Here is an 18,277-nt window from a genome sequence, read left to right on the forward strand (position 1 = left end):
CAATTACAGCGTTTTCATCGCTGAGTTTGCTTTGGTAGTGGTAACAGCTCTCGCTAATGCCCATACAAACACAGGCAAAACGAACGCTAATACCATGACGTTGAATGGCAGCTCGCGCCATCTCTTTGCGTAAAGATGGCTTTACCACTTTCCCTCAAGTGCCTCCTGACGTATCTGGGACTTTAGGCATTCTTCGGCATACATCTTTTTGAGCCGACGGTTTTCATCTTCGAGTTCTTTTAGACGCTTGATCATCGCAGTATCCATGCCACCATATTTTGCACGCCATTTGTAAAATGTGGCGCTGCTAATGCCGTGTTCTCGGCACAGGTCAGGCACTTTAATGCCAACTTCGTTTTGCTTCAAAATCGCCATGATTTGGCTGTCTGTAAATTTTGATGTTTTCATGCAGAATCTCCTGCGTTTTAGTTTACGAGAAAATTCTACTTTTGACCCCGTTTATTTTTCGGGGGGATTACACCCCTCTGGCAGGAAGAAAAACAGGCTGCTTAAACGAGAAAAAAGTGTCAACTACCTTGAAAAACGCCGGGGTAGATGAAATCTACAGGATGGTAATTCTTTGTCACCTTAATCACCGCGCTTTCAGGAGAAAGTATGAGATCAGGAAAAAGGACGACACTAAAAGAGACATAAAAAATGACTCGATAAAAATTCCCATATAACCCAATTCCTCTGGACTAAAATAAGCCAAAGTAGGTTCGTTTCGCAATATACTTACTGCAAAAGTAGCAACTAATATAAGTAGATACCCTTTTAAAAAGATTACAATATAACCTTTCCAATTCATGGAAAAAGGAAGATGCGGTTTATTCCCTTGCTCTATATGCTTCTTTGTTTTTACAAAACACAAAATAAATAACAGAGAGAGTCCAAATATAATTTTAAGCACTTTTACTCCAATGCATATAGCACTTTCATGAATCGCCCACATTTAATGTGGGCATTTCAAAGCATAGTAACGTCTAACCAATAATTTATGGAATCTCAAAGCTGGGATTACCTCCGCCGCTTCTCGGGACACCAATTGCCCATGCTCCTAATTGTGACGACGTGCCGTAAAACAACATCGCGTTTAACCAATCGTTCGCAGTCAAACTAACAGAATAATTGGATTCTAGCATTGTCGTTGCACATGCAAATCCATTTGCACAATCGAGAGGGTTGACAGGGCAGTTGTACAAACCTTGGCAATATGCCGAGTTCGCGGATATCAACGGATCACTACATTTGAATTGATCCCCATCACAGTGTTCTTCCAAATAATCTTCCCAATCTTTATTTTCAAGCTGAGATAGATATTCCAAAATCTCATAAGCCGCATAATCACACGTTTGTTCCATCACCCCAGCGCCGTACATAGTCTGAACATACCCACCTGCAAAGCCTGCTTGATAAATGGTATTTCCGCCACGAGCTAAACCTGTCATCGCAACAACATTAAGCACCGCTTGGCACGCGAAAGACATTCCCGCAAGTTCGGAGGGGTCAATCGGTCGAGGATCTTGAGCCATACTTGGTTTAGAAATTGTGGCAAAGGCGACCAGTGTTAACGCTGATGCGAGCGTTGTCATTTTAGATTTTGTTTTATCCATTTTCAACGTCCTTTAATTGTAAAAAGTCAACATCTAAACTGCTACCTGGAGGCTTAAGCTTTCAGGTACGCATACAACCTTACCTTCATTCAAACAATAAACCAACAAGTCAATGAATACTCCATATTAATAACAAAATAAATATGCTTGGAGGCATTATTTATCACAATTGTAATTATATGGTTTTAAAATATTTGAGTTTGATATTGCTAATGCTGAATTTGTTAAAGCTAAGAAAGGCGGTATGTAAATACCCCATTTATAACACTGTCATCTCTTAGAATATTTATGCCGCCTTGCGGTACTCAATCGGCGTCATATCATTGAGTGAATCGTGCGGGCGTTCGTTGTTGTATAATTCAATCCAGTAAGACCAGGATAGGCCCTGCTCCAGATGAGCTAGGGGAAAATGAACTAAAATAAATCATGACTTGATAAGTACTCTAGCGGCGATTAAACAGATATTTTTCCGCGATAACCCACTGGCATCCTTTCTTATTAAACCACTACACTAAACTCTTCGAGCAAACACAATGTTAAGCATACTCAAGGAGGTGTTATGGGCTTTGCTGTGGTGATATGCCGCGCGCAAGTGGGCATGGATGCACCGGAAGTAAAGGTAGAAGTAAACTTGGGCCGAGGGCTACCTGCCTTCCAAATTATAGGCATGCCGGAAACCACGGTACGAGAAGCCAAAGACAGGGTTCGCACGGCCATTATAAATAGCGGGCTAGAGTTTCCGGTGGCGCGCATTACGGTGAACCTTTCGCCGGCAGAGCTGCCGAAGCACGGTGCGCGGTTCGACTTGGCTATTGCGCTTGGCATTTTAGCTGCAAATGAAGCAATACCTGCCTCGGCACTTGAAACGGTGGAGTGTTACGGTGAACTTGCACTGGACGGCGCGTTACGAGCTGTACCTGGCATGCTGCCCGCGTTGTTAGCGGCACACCATAAAAACAGAATGGCATTGATACCGCCAGCAAATGAGGCGGAAGCGGCCTTGTTGCGCACACCTATGGCCTATGCAGCGACCGACTTAAACACAGCCGTGCAGCATTTAACGCAGCAGCAACCCTTAAAACCGATAGCACCTGCCGCGCTTGCAGAGCAGCAGCAACAGGTGCCCGATATAGCCGACGTGCAGGGGCAACCCGTAGCCAAGCGAGCCTTGTTATTAGCAGCGGCGGGTGGTCACCATGTGCTATTTGTTGGCCCGCCAGGTACAGGTAAAACCATGTTAGCCAAGCGCTTAAACGGTTTAATGCCGCCCTTGAGTGAACAACACGCACTAGAAGTGGCGGCTATTCAGTCGTTAAGCAACCAACGCTTCGAGCTGAGCCAGTGGCGTCAGCGGCCCTTTCGCAGTCCGCACCATTCTTGCTCGGCAGCGTCGCTCGTGGGTGGGGGCTGTCAGTTACAGAAATAGATGATAATTTACAGAAATAGATGATACTAAAAGATAGGTGGTATTTGTGTGGCTGTTACCCGTTGAACTTTCTTAAACTACCTTCCGGGTTTCCAAATAAAGTAAAGAGGCGACTTCACCTACCCCAACTCACAACAAGAGCCCCTAATATTACGGAGTGTTATTAATGCTTGGGATTTAATTTACTCTTTAAACAGCTCAAATGGGGTTGGATAAAAGGATTTTGACGTCCCATAGTCAGAGTAGTATCTGTATTGCTAGTGGGGTTGCAGTAGTGTTGTGATTCTGTAATAATACCTTCAGTTTTCACGCTAACAGCTCACAATTAAGTTCTAGCCAAATTTAATTGTGCAAAAAGGTCACCCAGTTGAGGTGGCCTTTTTTGTTTTTGACTTTGGGCGCTAAGGGTTTGGTGGTACAATAATTGTTGGTGTTTGTTGTTAGTTCTGTGGCGTAGTAATAAAGTTTCATACTAAGTAATAAAGTATCATACTCAGTTTTTTGCGGATGATCTATCTGGTTAAAGAGGTTCGTTTCACAATATTCATCAAGGCAGTTTTCCTTGATTATAGAGGCAAACTGCTTTGACAAGGCTCGTACTTAGTGTGGAGAAAGTTTGTACGAAATCGTTGTTTATCTCGAAGGATGTTTATCAAGTCTAGCCATGTCGAACTGATGCTTAGTTGGAGATTAGAACTCTGGCCTTGTGGATTGTCATTTTCAAAGGTCGGCTTTATTTCGACTCTGTATGAGTATTCGGTGTTCAATTCTGCTTTAACTCTGGCTAAGTTAGCAAATTTATGAACCTCTAAGATCAGACTGTCAATAGTTTCCTGCAGTAATTGAAGATTCAAAACATGCATTTGGGATATTCCATCAACGTACCCATCCAAACATGATTGAAGATCGATTGCTTCTGGCATTCGGTCAAGCTTGTGCCGTTTAACGTCCTTACTAAGTTCTTTTTTGGATATTGAAGCGCTTAGGTTAGTCGTTAGGTAGCCCGTTTCCAAGTTTCGTGTTGTCCCTTGATGAATGGTTCGAGCAATAATCGACGCATGCTGACTAAAATTGCGTAATTCGCACCCTATCATATACTCGAGGTTGTCCTGAAAAATTTGCTCTTTAAGCTTGGTTACTGACAAATGCTTTTCAGGATCTTCGGAAATGTTCTTTACTATAGACTCATCAGTACCTTTTTTATGATGTTTATCCAAGTATAGCCCCCTCTGGCAGGATAGTTGACACTACTTAAAATTTAACCAGTTAGGGCGTTAAGGTTTTGATTGTGCCACGTTATTCTGAAGAACGTAAAAATGCAGTTCTTAGTAAATTATTACCCCCGTTGAATATGACGGTCGCAGAAGTATCTCGGGTTGAAGGCATTGGTCTACAAACTTTGTATAATTGGCGAGACAAAGCCAAATTACAGGGGCGCTCAGTGCCAGGAAACAAACCAACTTCCGAACAATGGTCAGCAGAAGCTAAACTTGCTGTTGTTATTGAAACAGGCTCAATGAATGAAGCCGAGCTTAGTGAATACTGCCGCTCTAAAGGGCTCTACGTTGAACAAGTTAAAGGCTGGAAAGCCAGCTCACTTAAAGGTTTTGCAAATTCACGTGAGCAAGAGGTTGAATCTAAGCAGCAGCGTAAAGCTGACCAAATAGAAATTAAAAATCTCAAGCGCGAGCTGCGAAGAAAAGAAAAAGCTCTGGCTGAAACTGCTGCATTACTGGTACTAAGATAAACCTGTCAGGAGCAGGTTTTTGCGTAGCCGCGGAGCGGTTAAGTGCAAGGATGCACTTAACAAAAAAGCTGGATGCGTTTTGGGAGAACGACAACGAGGACGATTAACCTCGGTCTCAGAGCGCACACAGTATGTTGCATGGATACGTGAAGCCAATCAGTCGGGTGCGCGGTAACCGCTCGCCTGCGACGAAGTAGGGATTAGTTTACGCACTTACAAACGCTGGTACCAAGACGGACAGGTGCTTGCGGATAAGCGCCCTGATGCCGTACGACCTGAGCCACTAAACAAGCTTTCCAAGGCAGAACAAGAAGCAATATTAGCGGTGAGCAATGAAAAGCGTTTTGCAAGCTTACCGCCAACGCAGATCGTGCCAACACTGCTTGATGAAGGCGTTTATTATGGCTCTGAGTCTACTTTTTATAGGGTGTTAAAACTGCATGGCCAGCTGCATCACCGTGGCCGTAGCGCTGCGCCTAGGGGGCATAAAGCACCCAAGACGTTTGAAGCAACTGGGCCATGCCAAGTCTTTTGCTGGGATATCACCTATTTACCGAGCACGGTGCGCGGTCAGTTTTTTTACCTGTATATGATCGAAGATTTGTTTAGTCGTAAAATCGTTGGCGTTGAAGTACATGAACAAGAATCGGGTGAACTCGCTTCGGAACTGCTGCAGCGCACGCTATTGCGTGAGGAGTGTTTACACTCAGGTGTAGTTCTGCACTCTGATAATGGAGCACCAATGAAGTCACAGACGATGCGTGCAAAAGCTTACGAGCTTGGTGTTACAACGTCTTACAGTCGCCCTCGAGTGAGTAACGACAACCCATTTGCAGAGTCATTATTTAGAACCTGCAAGTACCGCCCAGAATGGCCATCGAACGGTTTTAAAGGCCTTGATGAAGCGCGTGATTGGGTGCTGAAGTTTACGCGTTGGTATAACTACGAGCACAAGCACAGTAAATTGCGTTTCGTAACGCCCCATCAGCGCCACATCGGGCAAGATGGAGTTATCTTGGCTAGGCGCAAGCTGCGTATGGAAGCTGTAAAGGCGGCAAATCCTGATCGTTGGGGTAAGCGTGATGTTCGCAACTGTGAGCCTGTTGGGCCTACCACACTGAATCCAGAAAAAGAGCACATTAAGCAGGAAGATAAACAAGCCGCTTAAATGGTAAAAAGGTGTCAACTAGCTTGAAAAACACCGCTAGTGTAAATGCAGGTTCGACTCAATAGGATAACTTGTAAGCAATCGCTGATTTACGATACTTCTCCCGACCAGCTTCGCTTTTATATCCTCAGTTACTTACCCTGTGACTCTCTAACGTTTGCCTCAATTACTTTGAAACACGACTCACAGAAATCGAAATTAAAGCGCTCACCATCACGTTTAGAGCCGTAGCCAAACGATGCTGTGAGCTTGGCGTAGTCAGAAAAGTCATTGGCGTTTTTAAGACGTTTCTTTATTTCACTGGGTATGACGCTTTCGCCGCAGATGTCGCAGATAATATCTTCGATAACGGTAGTAGCTTGGCTTGTTTCTTTCTTCATACAATTGCCTCGGATTAAATTGGGCAAATCAAGAGCGAAAAAGCCCTTGTAGATAGCTATTGAGTTCATACATCGCAAGTAGCGAGCCACATGTCATAACGTCTAAAGGGGAATACCCATCCAGTGATTTGTGCTTGTTATGTATCCATTCTCTGCGATGTTGCTCTTGGACAAAGAGGGCTTTCAATGCGTTATCGTAACTTGCGATGAGACAAAGGCGCTCTCTTTGGTCTGGTGTTAATTTTGTTGTAAGGCTTTGGCGAGGAGTATTGATTTCAATCGGTGAGATCCCATCCATGATGTCCACCCATAAGTTTGGACTAATACCCCATTCATTAAGGGAGCCAACAAGCTTTAGTAGTGCTCCTTGATCATCGCTAAGCGTCGTGGATTCATTTCTTTTCTTAAAGACAGCGGGGTTAACGCTCAATACTTTTCCCATGACTCGCTCTCCAAGTGTAGGTGTCGGTGTCTTAAAGTACATGAGATTTGGCAAATCGACAGCATAGATGCACCAATAAAAAGTTATCTTGGACCCCGGATATAACATGTCGCTCTAAATGCTCTGTTCGGTATATCCAGCGACCGAGAACTCAAATGTGCGAAACGCGTGACGAAGAATTTCAAAATGATAACGAATTATAACATAAGCGATATTGCCCTTGTTAAAAGGTGGTTTTAATATTTTATTCCTTTTGTTTGTTACAGGACGTTAGTCATGAAATATTTAATGGTTGCAGGAGCTGCCCTCTTATCGCTTGTCTACGCTGGCTCAGCGTATGCGAACTGCGATGCCAATATCTGTCAGGGTCATGCGGAAGTCATTACACCAAGCTTAAAGTCCAATGCTCGCGAGGTAATGGTTAAAATCCAAGCTGACGCAGCTGCAGGACTTGGTTGCCAACTAGTCGATGGTGAATATGCGTTGTTAGACGATAAAGCGAAGCAGTTCGATCTCCACCGCTCGCTTATTATGACAGCAATTGCGAGCCAGTCTGATATTCGACTGGAGTTTGACTCAAAAAAAGCGACATGCACGGTTGAGTCTGTAGAGCTTTCTCTACCCATCTAATTTGAAACTTTTTCGCTAGTTATCGTTCCATCCTTGGAGCGCATGAGCATCGTTATTCCGGTGAGGGGAATGATGCGTGCGCGAACTGAAAAGGGATTTTTATGCGTCGTCTCCTACTTGGCTCTATTTTACTGTTTCTGTCGTCTATTTCCGGTGCTTTTGCAAGTACATGGACTCCGTATATGGATGAAAGCGGCGATTTGTTTTTGCGATTATCTCCGGCGGTGATTGCAGAGCCAAATGGTGAGGTAATGTCGGTCTATCGTCCAGGCTCATTCATTCGAGTTGAGTTTATGAACGGCGAGTGGGTTGCGATACCAATGAACCAGCGCCAATGGCGAAGCCGACGTCTCACGCAGGGGCATGATGATTTAGTGCATCTGTCCTATGAGGCGATAGGGCCCAATGGAGAGAAACGACTGGTCATCCTGATGGAGCGAGATGGCGTTCAATACCATCTGCGCTTTAGTTCGGTCGGTCGTAATCTTGCGATGCGCTCGGTGAATCTTGATGATGAGCCGCCGTACCAGCCGCGGTTTCGTACCCTTTCTAATGGTGGTTCATCATTACTGACGCCATCGGACCATGAGGCGACGACCGCTAACTTCCGAGTGGATGAATCAGGTGCTGCCACCATTGAAGTGCCGATTTATACGCCTGAAGGTATCGCAGGAGTCACGCCTCAATTGGCATTCTCATACAATAGCCGTGGTGGTGATGGACAGCTTGGTTTAGGTTGGAGTTTAAGTGCTGTCGGTGCAGTAACGCGTTGTCCGCAAACCGTTGTTCATGATGGAGTTGCAAATGGCGTGACCTTTAGCAATCGTGACCGGTTGTGCCTTAATGGAGAGCGGTTGCTTGGTAGCAATAGCTCAAATTACTGGGGATCCAGTTACTTTGTCCCAGAGTTAAGCCCATCGACACGGGTTCACCCCTATCGTGTGAGCGGACAAATTCGAGCATTCGTGGTGGAGACCAAGGCAGGGGAGCTTCATTATTTTGGGGACTTAAATGCCATTACGAGTACCCGCGCCATTCCCACGTCGGTTCCTTTCTCAGCGCGCAATGACGCTCTTTTCTATACTCACCCTACGCTTGTCTCCGCTGTTAAGAATGTACCAAAAATGTGGGCTCAAAAGTCAACAGCCGACATTATGGGAAACTACATTGAATATACCTATACAAATTTCGTAAACACGGGTGAGCACTACCTTACAGGTGTTCGCTACACGCTACGTGCAAATAACCAACAGCCTTTGCACCATGTGGTTTTGGAGATGGGGTCTCGCTCCACAAAAACAGGTTGGCAATACGGAACGCCTCTTCAATCAAGCCGGAGAATTGAAAGCGTTAGGGTTTCTTCTCACGGCCACCTCGTACGGCGTTATCGTCTTGATTACAGAGTGCAGAATTTACCAGAGGACAATCTATACCTCGACGGTATACAGGAATGCTCAGTGCACAACGGGCTCGAGCGCTGTAAATATCCTGTCACATTCGATTGGCAGCGCCCGGCCTCCGCGTCCCTTGATCCTATTGTGATTTGCGATCATTACTCACCTCATATCTGCTGGGAAGAGCCTCAGCAGAATGACTGGGGAGTTTTTGACACTCAAACGTCATATGGCGCTCCCTCTGTGAATCCTAACACTCAGCTTATAATGGATTTCACTAGAAACGGGCATGCTGATTTTGTTTACGTTGAGAACGGACAGTGGAGAATACGTCTGGGGGGCCTGTCGCCCAGTCCATGCGCAGAATCTCCAGAAGTGGCCGGGGCTTGTTATCCTGAAGGGAGTATAGGGGGCTACGTACAAAGTGAGAGTTTAGGAAGTGTCGGTGCAAATGCGCCAAGTCGAGCGCTTACCATTGATTATGACGGGTCAGGACGACGTGCTTTGTTGGTTGCTAGTAATGAAGAGAGAATATGGCGAATATTGGGTATGCGAGCAAATGAGCCTGATGACGGCTGTGAGCTCGATTACGGAGCTGGCTTCTGTGGTTATTTGTCACAGGGCTTTCAGAAACTTAGTGTGAATACGCATTTACCTGCCAAAGGGTTAGGTGCCCGCGCTAAAGTTGCGGATGTCAATGGCGATGGCTTCGAAGATATTATTTTTATCGAAAATAATCGTATCTATGCGTACATGAATTTGGGAATGAATGGAGCACAGCATCAAGGTTTTTCTGAGCAAGTGCTGGTAGCCGTGTTAGAGCAAGAGCCGCGCGTTCCTCCTCCCATTGATGGTCAGGCCTTACCGCCAGCGTCTCACTCAAGCCTCGCTAATTCGGTGTTCTTCGACATGAATGGGAATGGTTACACCGATATTTTGCTTCAAACCACCTATTATGAATGTCTTGATAGCTCACCAAATACGGATGAGTGCTTCGGTAAGTATATACCGCGCGACAAGCATGATTTGTATCTATATAACCCCGATACACAGCAATATACTTTTAAAATGCCTCTGGGCGAAAAAAAGAATATTCGTATCGGGGATTTGAATGGCGATGGTTTGTCTGACTTGGTGTATAACAATGGTCATGGTTGGTTTTACAGGTTATCGAATGGACAACGATTCGAAAGTGGTAAGTCGTTGTCAGTACCGGATATTGCAGGTGCGCGCTCGCTTCTTCAATTAGTTGACTTGGACGGTGACGGAAAATCTGAAATTTTCGTTCCTGAATCAGGCGGTGTTTGGGGGATTTATGTGACCGCAACTCCGCTTTACTCATCTACACTAGCTCTCACGAAGCGTGCCACAATTTCGCGTCAAAGCGGTGTGCCTTATCGGTTTGCGGATTTGAATGGGGATGGACTTCCAGAGCTCGTTTATGCAGATAATCAAAACTACTGGCGCGTTCGTAAAAATAATTTAGGCACACCTGCTCGGAATGCGATCACCGAGTTTACAGTAGATACTCTGATTAAACACAAGCCTGTTTATGTATCTCACTGAATAATTTTGATGAATCGAAATGGGTGTTGCTTTGTAAGCACGCCCATATACCGGTTAAATATTTACGCATGACCGCACACACGGCCTGAATTTTCTTTTTACCACGAGCGACTAATGCATCGTGGAATGCTTTCACATTTGGATCGTGTTGTAACGCTGATAAGGCGGGCATAAAGAGCGCACTACGTAAGTAAGCATTGCCTGCTTTACTCAGCCGGCCTGGTTTATTCAAGCTAGTGCCCGATTGGTTTAAACGAACATCTAAGCCTGCGAAGCGACTTACTTGATTGGGTTTTAAGGTGTCTGGCAAAACCATTAATTCGCCTAGAATAGTGACGGCAGAGACAGGACCTATTCCTTTAGCAGTGGTTAGGTTTTCCATTTTTTGTTTTAAGAATTCATCGGCATTGATAACGTCTATAGCCAATTGATGTAAGCGTTTTATCCGTTTAGTCAGTTGTTCAATACCTTCACGCTCATCTTCAATGATGATTATGTTGGTGTCTTTATAGGCGAGCAGCGCATGCAAGCGGTTTTTTGACTTGGTGCAGTCATGTGTTAAGCGGTTGATTTGACGCGAAATATCTCGCAGCTGAAGTCGGCCCTTGCTCGGTGGCTTCCACATTTTAGGTGTCATGCGTTGGGCGTATTCTGCAAGCAAAGCAGCATCGATATCATCTGTTTTACTATTGGTTAGCGTTAGTTTTGCAAAGTGATTGAAGCTTTTAGGGTTAATCACAGACAGGTTAATACCTGCGTCGTGCAGGACAATGGCCAAGTTCAGATAATAAATACCAGTGGCTTCCATCACCACGCATGTTGGTTGTAGCTTCAAAAGGCTATCAGCAAGCTTTTTATGCCCTTGTGGCGTTTGCTCATAACTTTTAACAACACTGCTTTTGTTATTGCTACGAGCCACAACATCAACGGATTTAGCAGCGATATCGATACCGACAAATACACTCATTACTTGCACTCCCATAGGATAGTTTGGAATAATGATTATCGGTTCCCGACCTCGCACTTGTTTACCGCTCAACCTTGTCATACGAAGTCACTTTGAGTGCTTCTTGATACTCTTCGGGCTAGGTAAATGAGGCGGGAGCCACTCTACGAACGAAGTCAGTTTACCTGCTTCAAGGTCATGACGGCTTCCCGATAATGGTTACATGTTACCCATATATCCATTAGAAGTGATCATACAAGGTCATGGCATTCGAACGCAGATTTACTACAGCTCACTTAGTAATCCCAATATTTATCAGCGGCGAAACTCCAGTCAGCAGGATAACGGAGAATTTGCACTTTATGCCGGTTACAGCGTCGTCGGAACCGTACGACGAGAGATAGCAGATGGAAATTTTGCCAAGGTGTTTTATCGGTATGGCGGCCTATTAGTAAGCAGACAAGGACGCGGTTTGCTTGGCTTCGAGTTTATAACATCTGAAGATATAAGCACTAATATCGCTACTCAAACGCGTTACGCGCAGCAGTTTCCGTTCATTGGAATGCCTCTAGCCTCAAAGACCTTGGACCTCGAGGGTAACTTTCCACTAAGTTATGCGAAAAATACCTTGTCGGTTAGAGCGAATGGGCCAGCAGGCAGTCGTCACCCTTATGTTTCGCAATCTGAAGAATACAGTTATGCAATTCAGCGGACAGACGGAGGAACCATTACCGGTAGTGTCCCACAAACTCGGGTGCATAGTTCATTCTCACATGATATTTACGGTAACCTTTTACAGTCGACAACCACCACGTCAGGATTTACTGCCAATGGCTCTGCAACGAGCCATAGAACGGTTGTGACGACACAGAACCAATACTTTTCAACCAAAGGGTTGCTGAATCTAGGTGGTGAGAACAAGCGCTTTGGACGGTTGTCAAAAAGCACCGTCCAAACATCGCTGACCGACTCGAATGGTACCAACAGCATGACCCGTGAAGCCAATTTCACTTATCAAAGTAATGGCCTTCTTGAAACTGAAAGCGTGACGCTGTCTGGGCAGTCTCAGTCACTTGTTACCACTTACAGCTACGACATCGCCGGCAATGTAATCGAGAAAAGCAGTATTCCTACGCCGGGCGCTGCCCCATCGGGCGCTCGTACGACAAGGAATGTGTACGACGCTCTATTTAATCGGGTGATGCAACGCACCAATGCCGAAGGTTTAATCACGCAACTGGCATATACAGAGTCGTTTGGTCATACCGTGAAAATAACAAGCACGGGGATGAATAACGAGAAATCTCATGTGTATTTTGACACATTTGGGCGTGAGCACCGCTCAGCAGTTTCATTCGGTACTGGTGGTGAAATTATTCAGCAGGAGCGCGTGTGGGCGGCTTGCGGTCCATGTGGTGTGACGGGCGCCGTGTCCAAACTAACCATCACGGGAGCGGGTAAGCCCACGCAATCCGTTTACGTAGATCGCTTTGGCCGTGAAATTCGGTCAGAGCGACAGTTGTTGACTGGAAGTGTGAGTCATGTGCGTACGACCTATGATGCGCTTGGTCGGCCAAGTCGTGTGTATGAGCCATCGACATCTGTCGGGAATCGATATGTTCAGTATTATTACGACAGGCATGGTGACGTGTTTAAGACAAGGGCTCCGAATGGGGGGTTTAGCACGGTAGCACGTAGTGGACTGTCAACAGTGACAAAGGATGCGTACAGTCGCGCGACCACGTCGGTTCACGATTATGCGGGTCGTGTGGTTGAAGTGAAAGACAGCGCCAATGATAGTCTGCTTTATAGTTATCATCCTTCGGGACAAGTCGCAGTGGTCCGCTCTCGAGTTGGAACGCAAACCGTCGTTCGTGTAACCAATACCTATGATGCAGATGGTCGTCGCACAGCGATGCATGACGCGGAGAAAGGTACTTGGGAATATAAGTACAATGCCTTCGGTGAACTTATCGAGCAAAAAGATGCGCCAAACCCTAACGGTACTCGCAATAAAATCACGATGGAGTATGACAGGCTAGGACGAGTCGTGCGTGAGGTCCATGCTGCTGCCTCTGGTGTCGCATCTGAAGCGAGCACTGTATGCCACAAATATGCGCCTGCTCATTCAACGACGGCCAATGCTAAAGGGCGCTTGATTGAAGTGGTCCGTTTCACAAGAGTTAGAGAGTGCTCAACATCGGCGACACCCACCTACCATGAGCACTACACCTACAATGCGCAGGGACTTATGTCTCGAAAGGTTGTCTTCAATAACGGCGAAGATGCAACTTTCGATTACACCTACGATAGCTTTCTACGTCCACGCCTTACGCGCTATCCCAATCGGTCGGGTTTGTCGCGTTTAGTGGTGGAGCGTATTTACCAAAATGGGCACTTCAAAGGCTATCGTAATCAAGCGACCGGCAATATGATTGAGCAAGTTACTCAGGTTGATGCGCGCGGTAATGGAACGCGCGTACTGTTTCAAAATGGTGCAGAGACACTGTACAGCTACCATGAATCAACGGGTTGGCTGTCTGGTGTAAGCGTCAATCATAACGGTTTAATCCGAAGCATTGATTATGCCTATGATTTGGTCGGAAATTTGTCGCTTCGGGAGCAACGCTTTCGGTCGGGTACGGGGACGGATGTCAATGAAAGCTTTATTTACGACAACCGATACCGATTAAAGCAATATAACCTTGATGTCGTTTCGGGAGGTACGAACCCGCCCCCAGACCCAGACCCAGACCCAGACCCAGACCCCAAACCGTGTCCTCCGGGACTTATTTGCACCGGGCCAACGGATCCGCCACCGCCGGGAGGGATTGAGCTATTTGCGACTGCTAACTCAAACTACTCAACGATGAGTGGCAGCGCGATGGTTGCAATTTACACCTATGATGGACACGGAAACATCTTAACCAAGGGTGATGTGGGAACGAATGGTGCAACCTTTAGCTACGGGGCTAGCGGGAGACCGACGCGGTTGACCTCGGTTTCGTCATCACATGGGAACAAGACGTTTACATACGATGCCAACGGCAATGTTACGTCGGACGGAACGAATCAGTTCATATACACAACGTTTGATAAGCCGATTGAAGTGCGTCGGTCCAGCAATTTTAGAACGCTATTTACGTATGGGCCAAATCGCACGCTGGTTTATCAAGAAGATATCCGTGGAAATGACACGAAGCAGCGTTGGATATTTGGCGGTTATGAACGCGTCAAACTAGAAAACAATGACATAGAGCATCGCTTTATGGTGGGTGGTACGGTTGTAACGCACACCGATTACCATGGGACCACTACAAGCACAGAGCGGGTCACGCATCTCCATAAGGACGCTCAAGGCTCGACCATGGTGATAACGGGCAATGCGGTGAGCGGAAATGTGCTCAAACAACAGCTTGCTTACGACCCATGGGGTAAACAGTCGACGTTGTGGAGCCATAACCAATTTGTGCTCGGTAAGTATCTTGGTGAGATGCGCGGCTATACCGGCCACACCATGGTGAACGACATGGATGTGATTCACATGGGTGGGCGTACCTACAACCCGGTGCTTGGGCGCTTCATGCAGGCAGACCCGTTCATTCAAGCGGGCACTAATTTACAAAACTATAACCGCTACAGCTATGTACTCAATAACCCACTGAGCTACACTGACCCGAGTGGGTATTTCTTTAAGAAGCTCAGCACTACGTTTGGCAGATTTACGCCACTACTGTCGATAGCTATTATGGTTATTCCAGGTGCACAGCCCATGGGTGCAACGATGTTAAAAGGTTTTTTTGCCGGCGGTATTGCGACCGGCAATTTACGCGGCGCGATAGTCGGTGGATTGACGGCCGGCATGGGAAAAAGCCTTGGTGGATTAAAGGGAGTTGGCGGTTTCATGTCGAGGGGAATTGTTGGCGGCGCAGCGAGCTCGGTGCAAGGCGGGAAGTTTAGCCACGGCTTTGTGAGCGCAGGTGCAAGCTCTTTGGGTGGAAATGCAGGAAGCCCAACAGGAAACATACTGATGTCTGCCATGGTTGGAGGAACAGTATCCCACCTCGTGGGCGGTAAGTTTGCGAATGGGGCGGTTTCAGGAGCTATGACGGCGATATTTATTAGCGGGGAGCAGAGTAGTCAAATAAGTGGGAAGTCAGGCGATGGAGAGGCTGCATCTGAGTTTCCTGAATCTAGGATGCTGACTAATACTGATCATGATTGGATACCGGAAGATGGCTATGAAACGATCGACGCAGCCGCAGAAGCTGGTCTCGGTTATGCAAAATCCATTGGAAACGAAAACACAGAATATGGTGGTGGGATAGTTAAAGTCGGAGAACGATTTTGGTTCAGTGAAGCAGTAACGACAGGACAAGGTGCGGCATTTGGTGCAACTGTAGTCATTCCGAAAGGTGGTTCATTGGTCGGGATGTATCATACTCATCCCTCAGGTAGTGCCTCTCTACTTTTCTCCCAGCATGATGTTCGTTTCGCGGAATCAACGGGGTTACGTTCATACGTTGGAAATTATCAAGATAATGCGATCAGGTACTATGATCCATCTAGTATGAGTCCGTCGAGTATTCGTTACCAAGGAAGCAGGTTAAGAGGCGTTTCTAAAGGAGCTATATTATGCGAACAATGTTTTTAGTTTTATCGATTACATGGCTTTCTTCTGGCCTTGACAAAGATGAAGGTTTGGAGCGTGTAATTATAGGCAATAGCCCAGCCATGAGTGCCGAGGCAGTTTACGTCGGTAAAACGGAAGAGATGCCTTTTGGTGAAGATTTTATTATCGCGATTCAACCGAAATTGGCAAAATCTGGAGAGGTTGTAGTCCCAATTTCGGTTAGAGAAGCCTTAGAGAACATGCGCAGTGCCCTACCTAGTTGGTATTTGCATGCGTTGGCGACAAGTAATGGTAGTGATGAGTGCTCCGTGATCGTCAACGAAGTTGATTACACAACCGTTGTTGAAAGTTGGTTTTGGGTAAACTGGAATTTAGATATTGAAAACTCCCCTGTACGCAGAGAATTACATAGCCTAGGTATTATCCCAGGCTTTGAGAATATGATTATGTTAAGCGCCGTCAGTATGGGATTTTGCGAATATATAAAGACGGGAGACATAGTAGCTGGACTGCGGGTTATAGAGTCGTATTCAGGTTTAGAAGAGTAGTGTTTACATTTTTACCATAAAAGATATCGGGAAATCTCAGGCCTTGCCAGTTCATCACAGCAGGTGCCGCCCTTTAGAGTTTGCCAGTTATATTATTTAAAGGCCGGGTGAAAACGACGTTAGATCTAGCCTAGGCCAGATAAATTAGCGGATTTAGGTACGGACGAATGACTACAAACGCCTCACAGGCTGACGATATTCTCTTTGCGATCTTTTGAGCGTTCCCAGAAGCCTGCGCGACGAAGGGCCATGAAAGATATTTATGAAGATAAAGATGCAGACAACTCAAAGCGAACAAAAGTAACTTTAAGGGATTCCGCACATAGAGATAAGGCTCTATCGCTTGATATTTCAAACGAGTTATCGACCCTTGTTGACGCGTTAGTTGCAGATGCTTCAACTTTAGCTAAGGCTATCTTAGGGGAGTTCGGCGTCGGTGTGCATTCGATAAAAGTAGATGCTAATTATCGTCTACATGATTCAGGCGTCGTTTACCAGAATGGGAAAATGGAGTTAAATCCAAATGGGTACTATGGCCATTCTGGGGTTGCTCAGCTGGTTTTGGGGCATGAGCTGATTCATTATCGCGACTGGAAAAGTGCGGGGCCCGCTTGGTCGCAGATGGGAAATGCAACGGAAGTTCGCGCTTATCAATGGGAAATTAATTACGCGAATAAGTTTATTTCAAATCCGGATTACCTGGATAGTTATATCGCTGACGCAACAGAAAATTGCAACATTTATGGAGGCTGCGGATAGTGACTAGATTGCTCTTTATCTTTTGTGTCATAGGCTTTGGACTGCAAATTGGGAATGTGAATGCGAGTTCAAGGCTCGGTATAAGTTGGTTTTCTGTCAGCGAGCAGTTAGGAGGGCCTCTTGTTCTGCAAGTAAATCATATTTTTCTCGGAGCCGGGGATAGAAAAGCATTCTATGAGCTTTTTGGTTGCACTGAAGAGCCCTTGTGGCTTGAAGTTCCTGTAGATGAGAATGGTATGAGGTGGTCATCTGAAATTGAGCTAGCGTCATGTGATTTTAATGAGCCGCTCACGCTCAGTTTGTACTTTGAAGAAAGTGATGGTGAAGTACGCCGGGTTCAACGTATAACTGAAGTTCCCCGTCATGGGCTGCCTGAGACTAATAACGTACTCCCGATGTGCAATGAGCGCCTTGGTTATTCTATTGATATTTCGCCGCAGTATAAAGGCAAAGACTTAACGCTGTCTTATTATAATGGAGAAGAACATATTGTATTGAATCAATTTCGTATTTTGGCTGGTTATAGTTTTTACGGGAAGATTGAGCCCGGCGTTTTATCTTGTTCAAAGTTAGACGGCGTTTATTTGAACGGGCAGTTTTTCCCCAAGTTTGTGACTCCTCGATGATAGTAACTTCAACGGGGTGCGCGAAAAGCTGCAGTTGAAAATCATCCTCCTATGATACTGAAAGTTTAGAGCCTGATTTAATGTTGAGTATGATACTTTATTTTTTAAATGCTAAATCTCGACATCGAAAAATCAATTACTTACGACGCACCTAGTATGATACTTTATTACTACGCCACAAGATCAAGGATATGCTGCTACTAGTATAGGTAAAAAATAATATTATAAGTCCTGAATTCAGATAATAACCGCAACACTCATGTAATGGGATCGGTCGAAGGGAGGTCAGCTACCGACATGTGGTAGTCTTACTTTTCGACCAAAAAAAGTGAGTTCCAACATGAGTTATCGGCAGCTGACCGAGGGACAACGATACCAGATTTCGTTGCTTCTCTCAGA

General features: G+C 45.8%; 13 protein-coding genes and 2 pseudogenes. 8 read left to right on the forward strand and 7 right to left on the reverse strand.

What is annotated here, in order from left to right:
- The 3 genes and pseudogenes from CWE15_RS11630 to CWE15_RS12210 all read right to left on the reverse strand — a co-directional run.
- Positions 1-408 (reverse strand): annotated as a pseudogene (locus CWE15_RS11630) (transposase); the annotation flags it as partial.
- A gap of 587 nt (positions 409-995) precedes the next feature.
- On the reverse strand, positions 996-1,613 hold the full coding sequence (locus CWE15_RS11635) for a hypothetical protein (protein WP_126758260.1): 618 nt from the start codon (positions 1,611-1,613) through the stop codon (positions 996-998).
- A 286-nt stretch (positions 1,614-1,899) separates the two neighbouring features.
- On the reverse strand, positions 1,900-2,034 hold the full coding sequence (locus tag CWE15_RS12210; protein ID WP_126758272.1) for an integrase core domain-containing protein: 135 nt from the start codon (positions 2,032-2,034) through the stop codon (positions 1,900-1,902).
- A gap of 138 nt (positions 2,035-2,172) precedes the next feature.
- Between CWE15_RS12210 and CWE15_RS11645 the strand changes: the two genes are divergently transcribed.
- A complete protein-coding gene (locus CWE15_RS11645; RefSeq protein WP_126758261.1) occupies positions 2,173-3,039 on the forward strand; it encodes a YifB family Mg chelatase-like AAA ATPase in 867 nt (288 codons plus the stop codon).
- A gap of 566 nt (positions 3,040-3,605) precedes the next feature.
- On the opposite strand, the gene CWE15_RS11650 is transcribed toward CWE15_RS11645, so the two are convergent.
- Complete coding sequence (locus tag CWE15_RS11650; protein WP_126758262.1) at positions 3,606-4,256, reverse strand: hypothetical protein; 651 nt, start codon at positions 4,254-4,256, stop codon at positions 3,606-3,608.
- A gap of 71 nt (positions 4,257-4,327) precedes the next feature.
- On the opposite strand from CWE15_RS11650, the pseudogene CWE15_RS11655 reads away from it, so the two are divergent.
- A pseudogene (locus CWE15_RS11655) lies at positions 4,328-5,954 on the forward strand (IS3 family transposase).
- Positions 5,955-6,085: 131 nt separating this feature from the next.
- Here CWE15_RS11655 and CWE15_RS11660 read toward each other — a convergent pair.
- Positions 6,086-6,334: a hypothetical protein gene (locus tag CWE15_RS11660; protein WP_126758263.1), complete on the reverse strand. Its 249-nt coding sequence runs from the start codon at positions 6,332-6,334 to the stop codon at positions 6,086-6,088.
- A gap of 28 nt (positions 6,335-6,362) precedes the next feature.
- Positions 6,363-6,776: a hypothetical protein gene (locus CWE15_RS11665; RefSeq protein ID WP_126758264.1), complete on the reverse strand. Its 414-nt coding sequence runs from the start codon at positions 6,774-6,776 to the stop codon at positions 6,363-6,365.
- A 276-nt stretch (positions 6,777-7,052) separates the two neighbouring features.
- Here CWE15_RS11665 and CWE15_RS11670 point away from each other — a divergent pair, with 276 nt between their 5' ends.
- The gene (locus tag CWE15_RS11670) at positions 7,053-7,406 is read left to right on the forward strand and encodes a hypothetical protein (protein WP_126758265.1); all 354 of its coding nucleotides are present in this window, start codon (positions 7,053-7,055) and stop codon (positions 7,404-7,406) included.
- 101 nt (positions 7,407-7,507) lie between these two features.
- Entirely contained in the window at positions 7,508-10,366 is a 2,859-nt protein-coding gene (locus CWE15_RS11675; protein ID WP_126758266.1) for an FG-GAP repeat domain-containing protein, read from the forward strand.
- On the opposite strand, the gene CWE15_RS11680 is transcribed toward CWE15_RS11675, so the two are convergent.
- Positions 10,335-11,333 (reverse strand): IS110 family RNA-guided transposase, encoded by a 999-nt coding sequence (locus CWE15_RS11680; protein WP_126758267.1) that lies wholly within the window; start codon positions 11,331-11,333, stop codon positions 10,335-10,337. The two genes, CWE15_RS11675 and CWE15_RS11680, sit on opposite strands and share 32 nt — an antisense overlap.
- A gap of 202 nt (positions 11,334-11,535) precedes the next feature.
- Between CWE15_RS11680 and CWE15_RS11685 the strand changes: the two genes are divergently transcribed.
- The 4 genes from CWE15_RS11685 to CWE15_RS11700 all read left to right on the forward strand — a co-directional run bounded on the left by CWE15_RS11685 (position 11,536) and on the right by CWE15_RS11700 (position 17,878).
- On the forward strand, positions 11,536-15,966 hold the full coding sequence (locus CWE15_RS11685; RefSeq protein WP_126758268.1) for an RHS repeat-associated core domain-containing protein: 4,431 nt from the start codon (positions 11,536-11,538) through the stop codon (positions 15,964-15,966).
- Complete coding sequence (locus CWE15_RS11690; RefSeq protein WP_126758269.1) at positions 15,948-16,493, forward strand: hypothetical protein; 546 nt, start codon at positions 15,948-15,950, stop codon at positions 16,491-16,493. Before CWE15_RS11685 ends, CWE15_RS11690 begins: the two co-directional genes overlap by 19 nt.
- Before the next feature lie 249 nt (positions 16,494-16,742).
- Positions 16,743-17,252, forward strand: a complete 510-nt coding sequence (locus CWE15_RS11695; protein WP_126758270.1) for a hypothetical protein — start codon at positions 16,743-16,745, stop codon at positions 17,250-17,252.
- A complete protein-coding gene (locus CWE15_RS11700; protein WP_126758271.1) occupies positions 17,252-17,878 on the forward strand; it encodes a hypothetical protein in 627 nt (208 codons plus the stop codon). The genes CWE15_RS11695 and CWE15_RS11700 overlap by 1 nt, the downstream gene beginning before the upstream one ends.
- Positions 17,879-18,277 lie beyond the last annotated feature (399 nt).

Source organism: Aliidiomarina taiwanensis, assembly GCF_003987015.1.
In the GTDB taxonomy this organism is placed as follows: domain Bacteria; phylum Pseudomonadota; class Gammaproteobacteria; order Enterobacterales; family Alteromonadaceae; genus Aliidiomarina; species Aliidiomarina taiwanensis.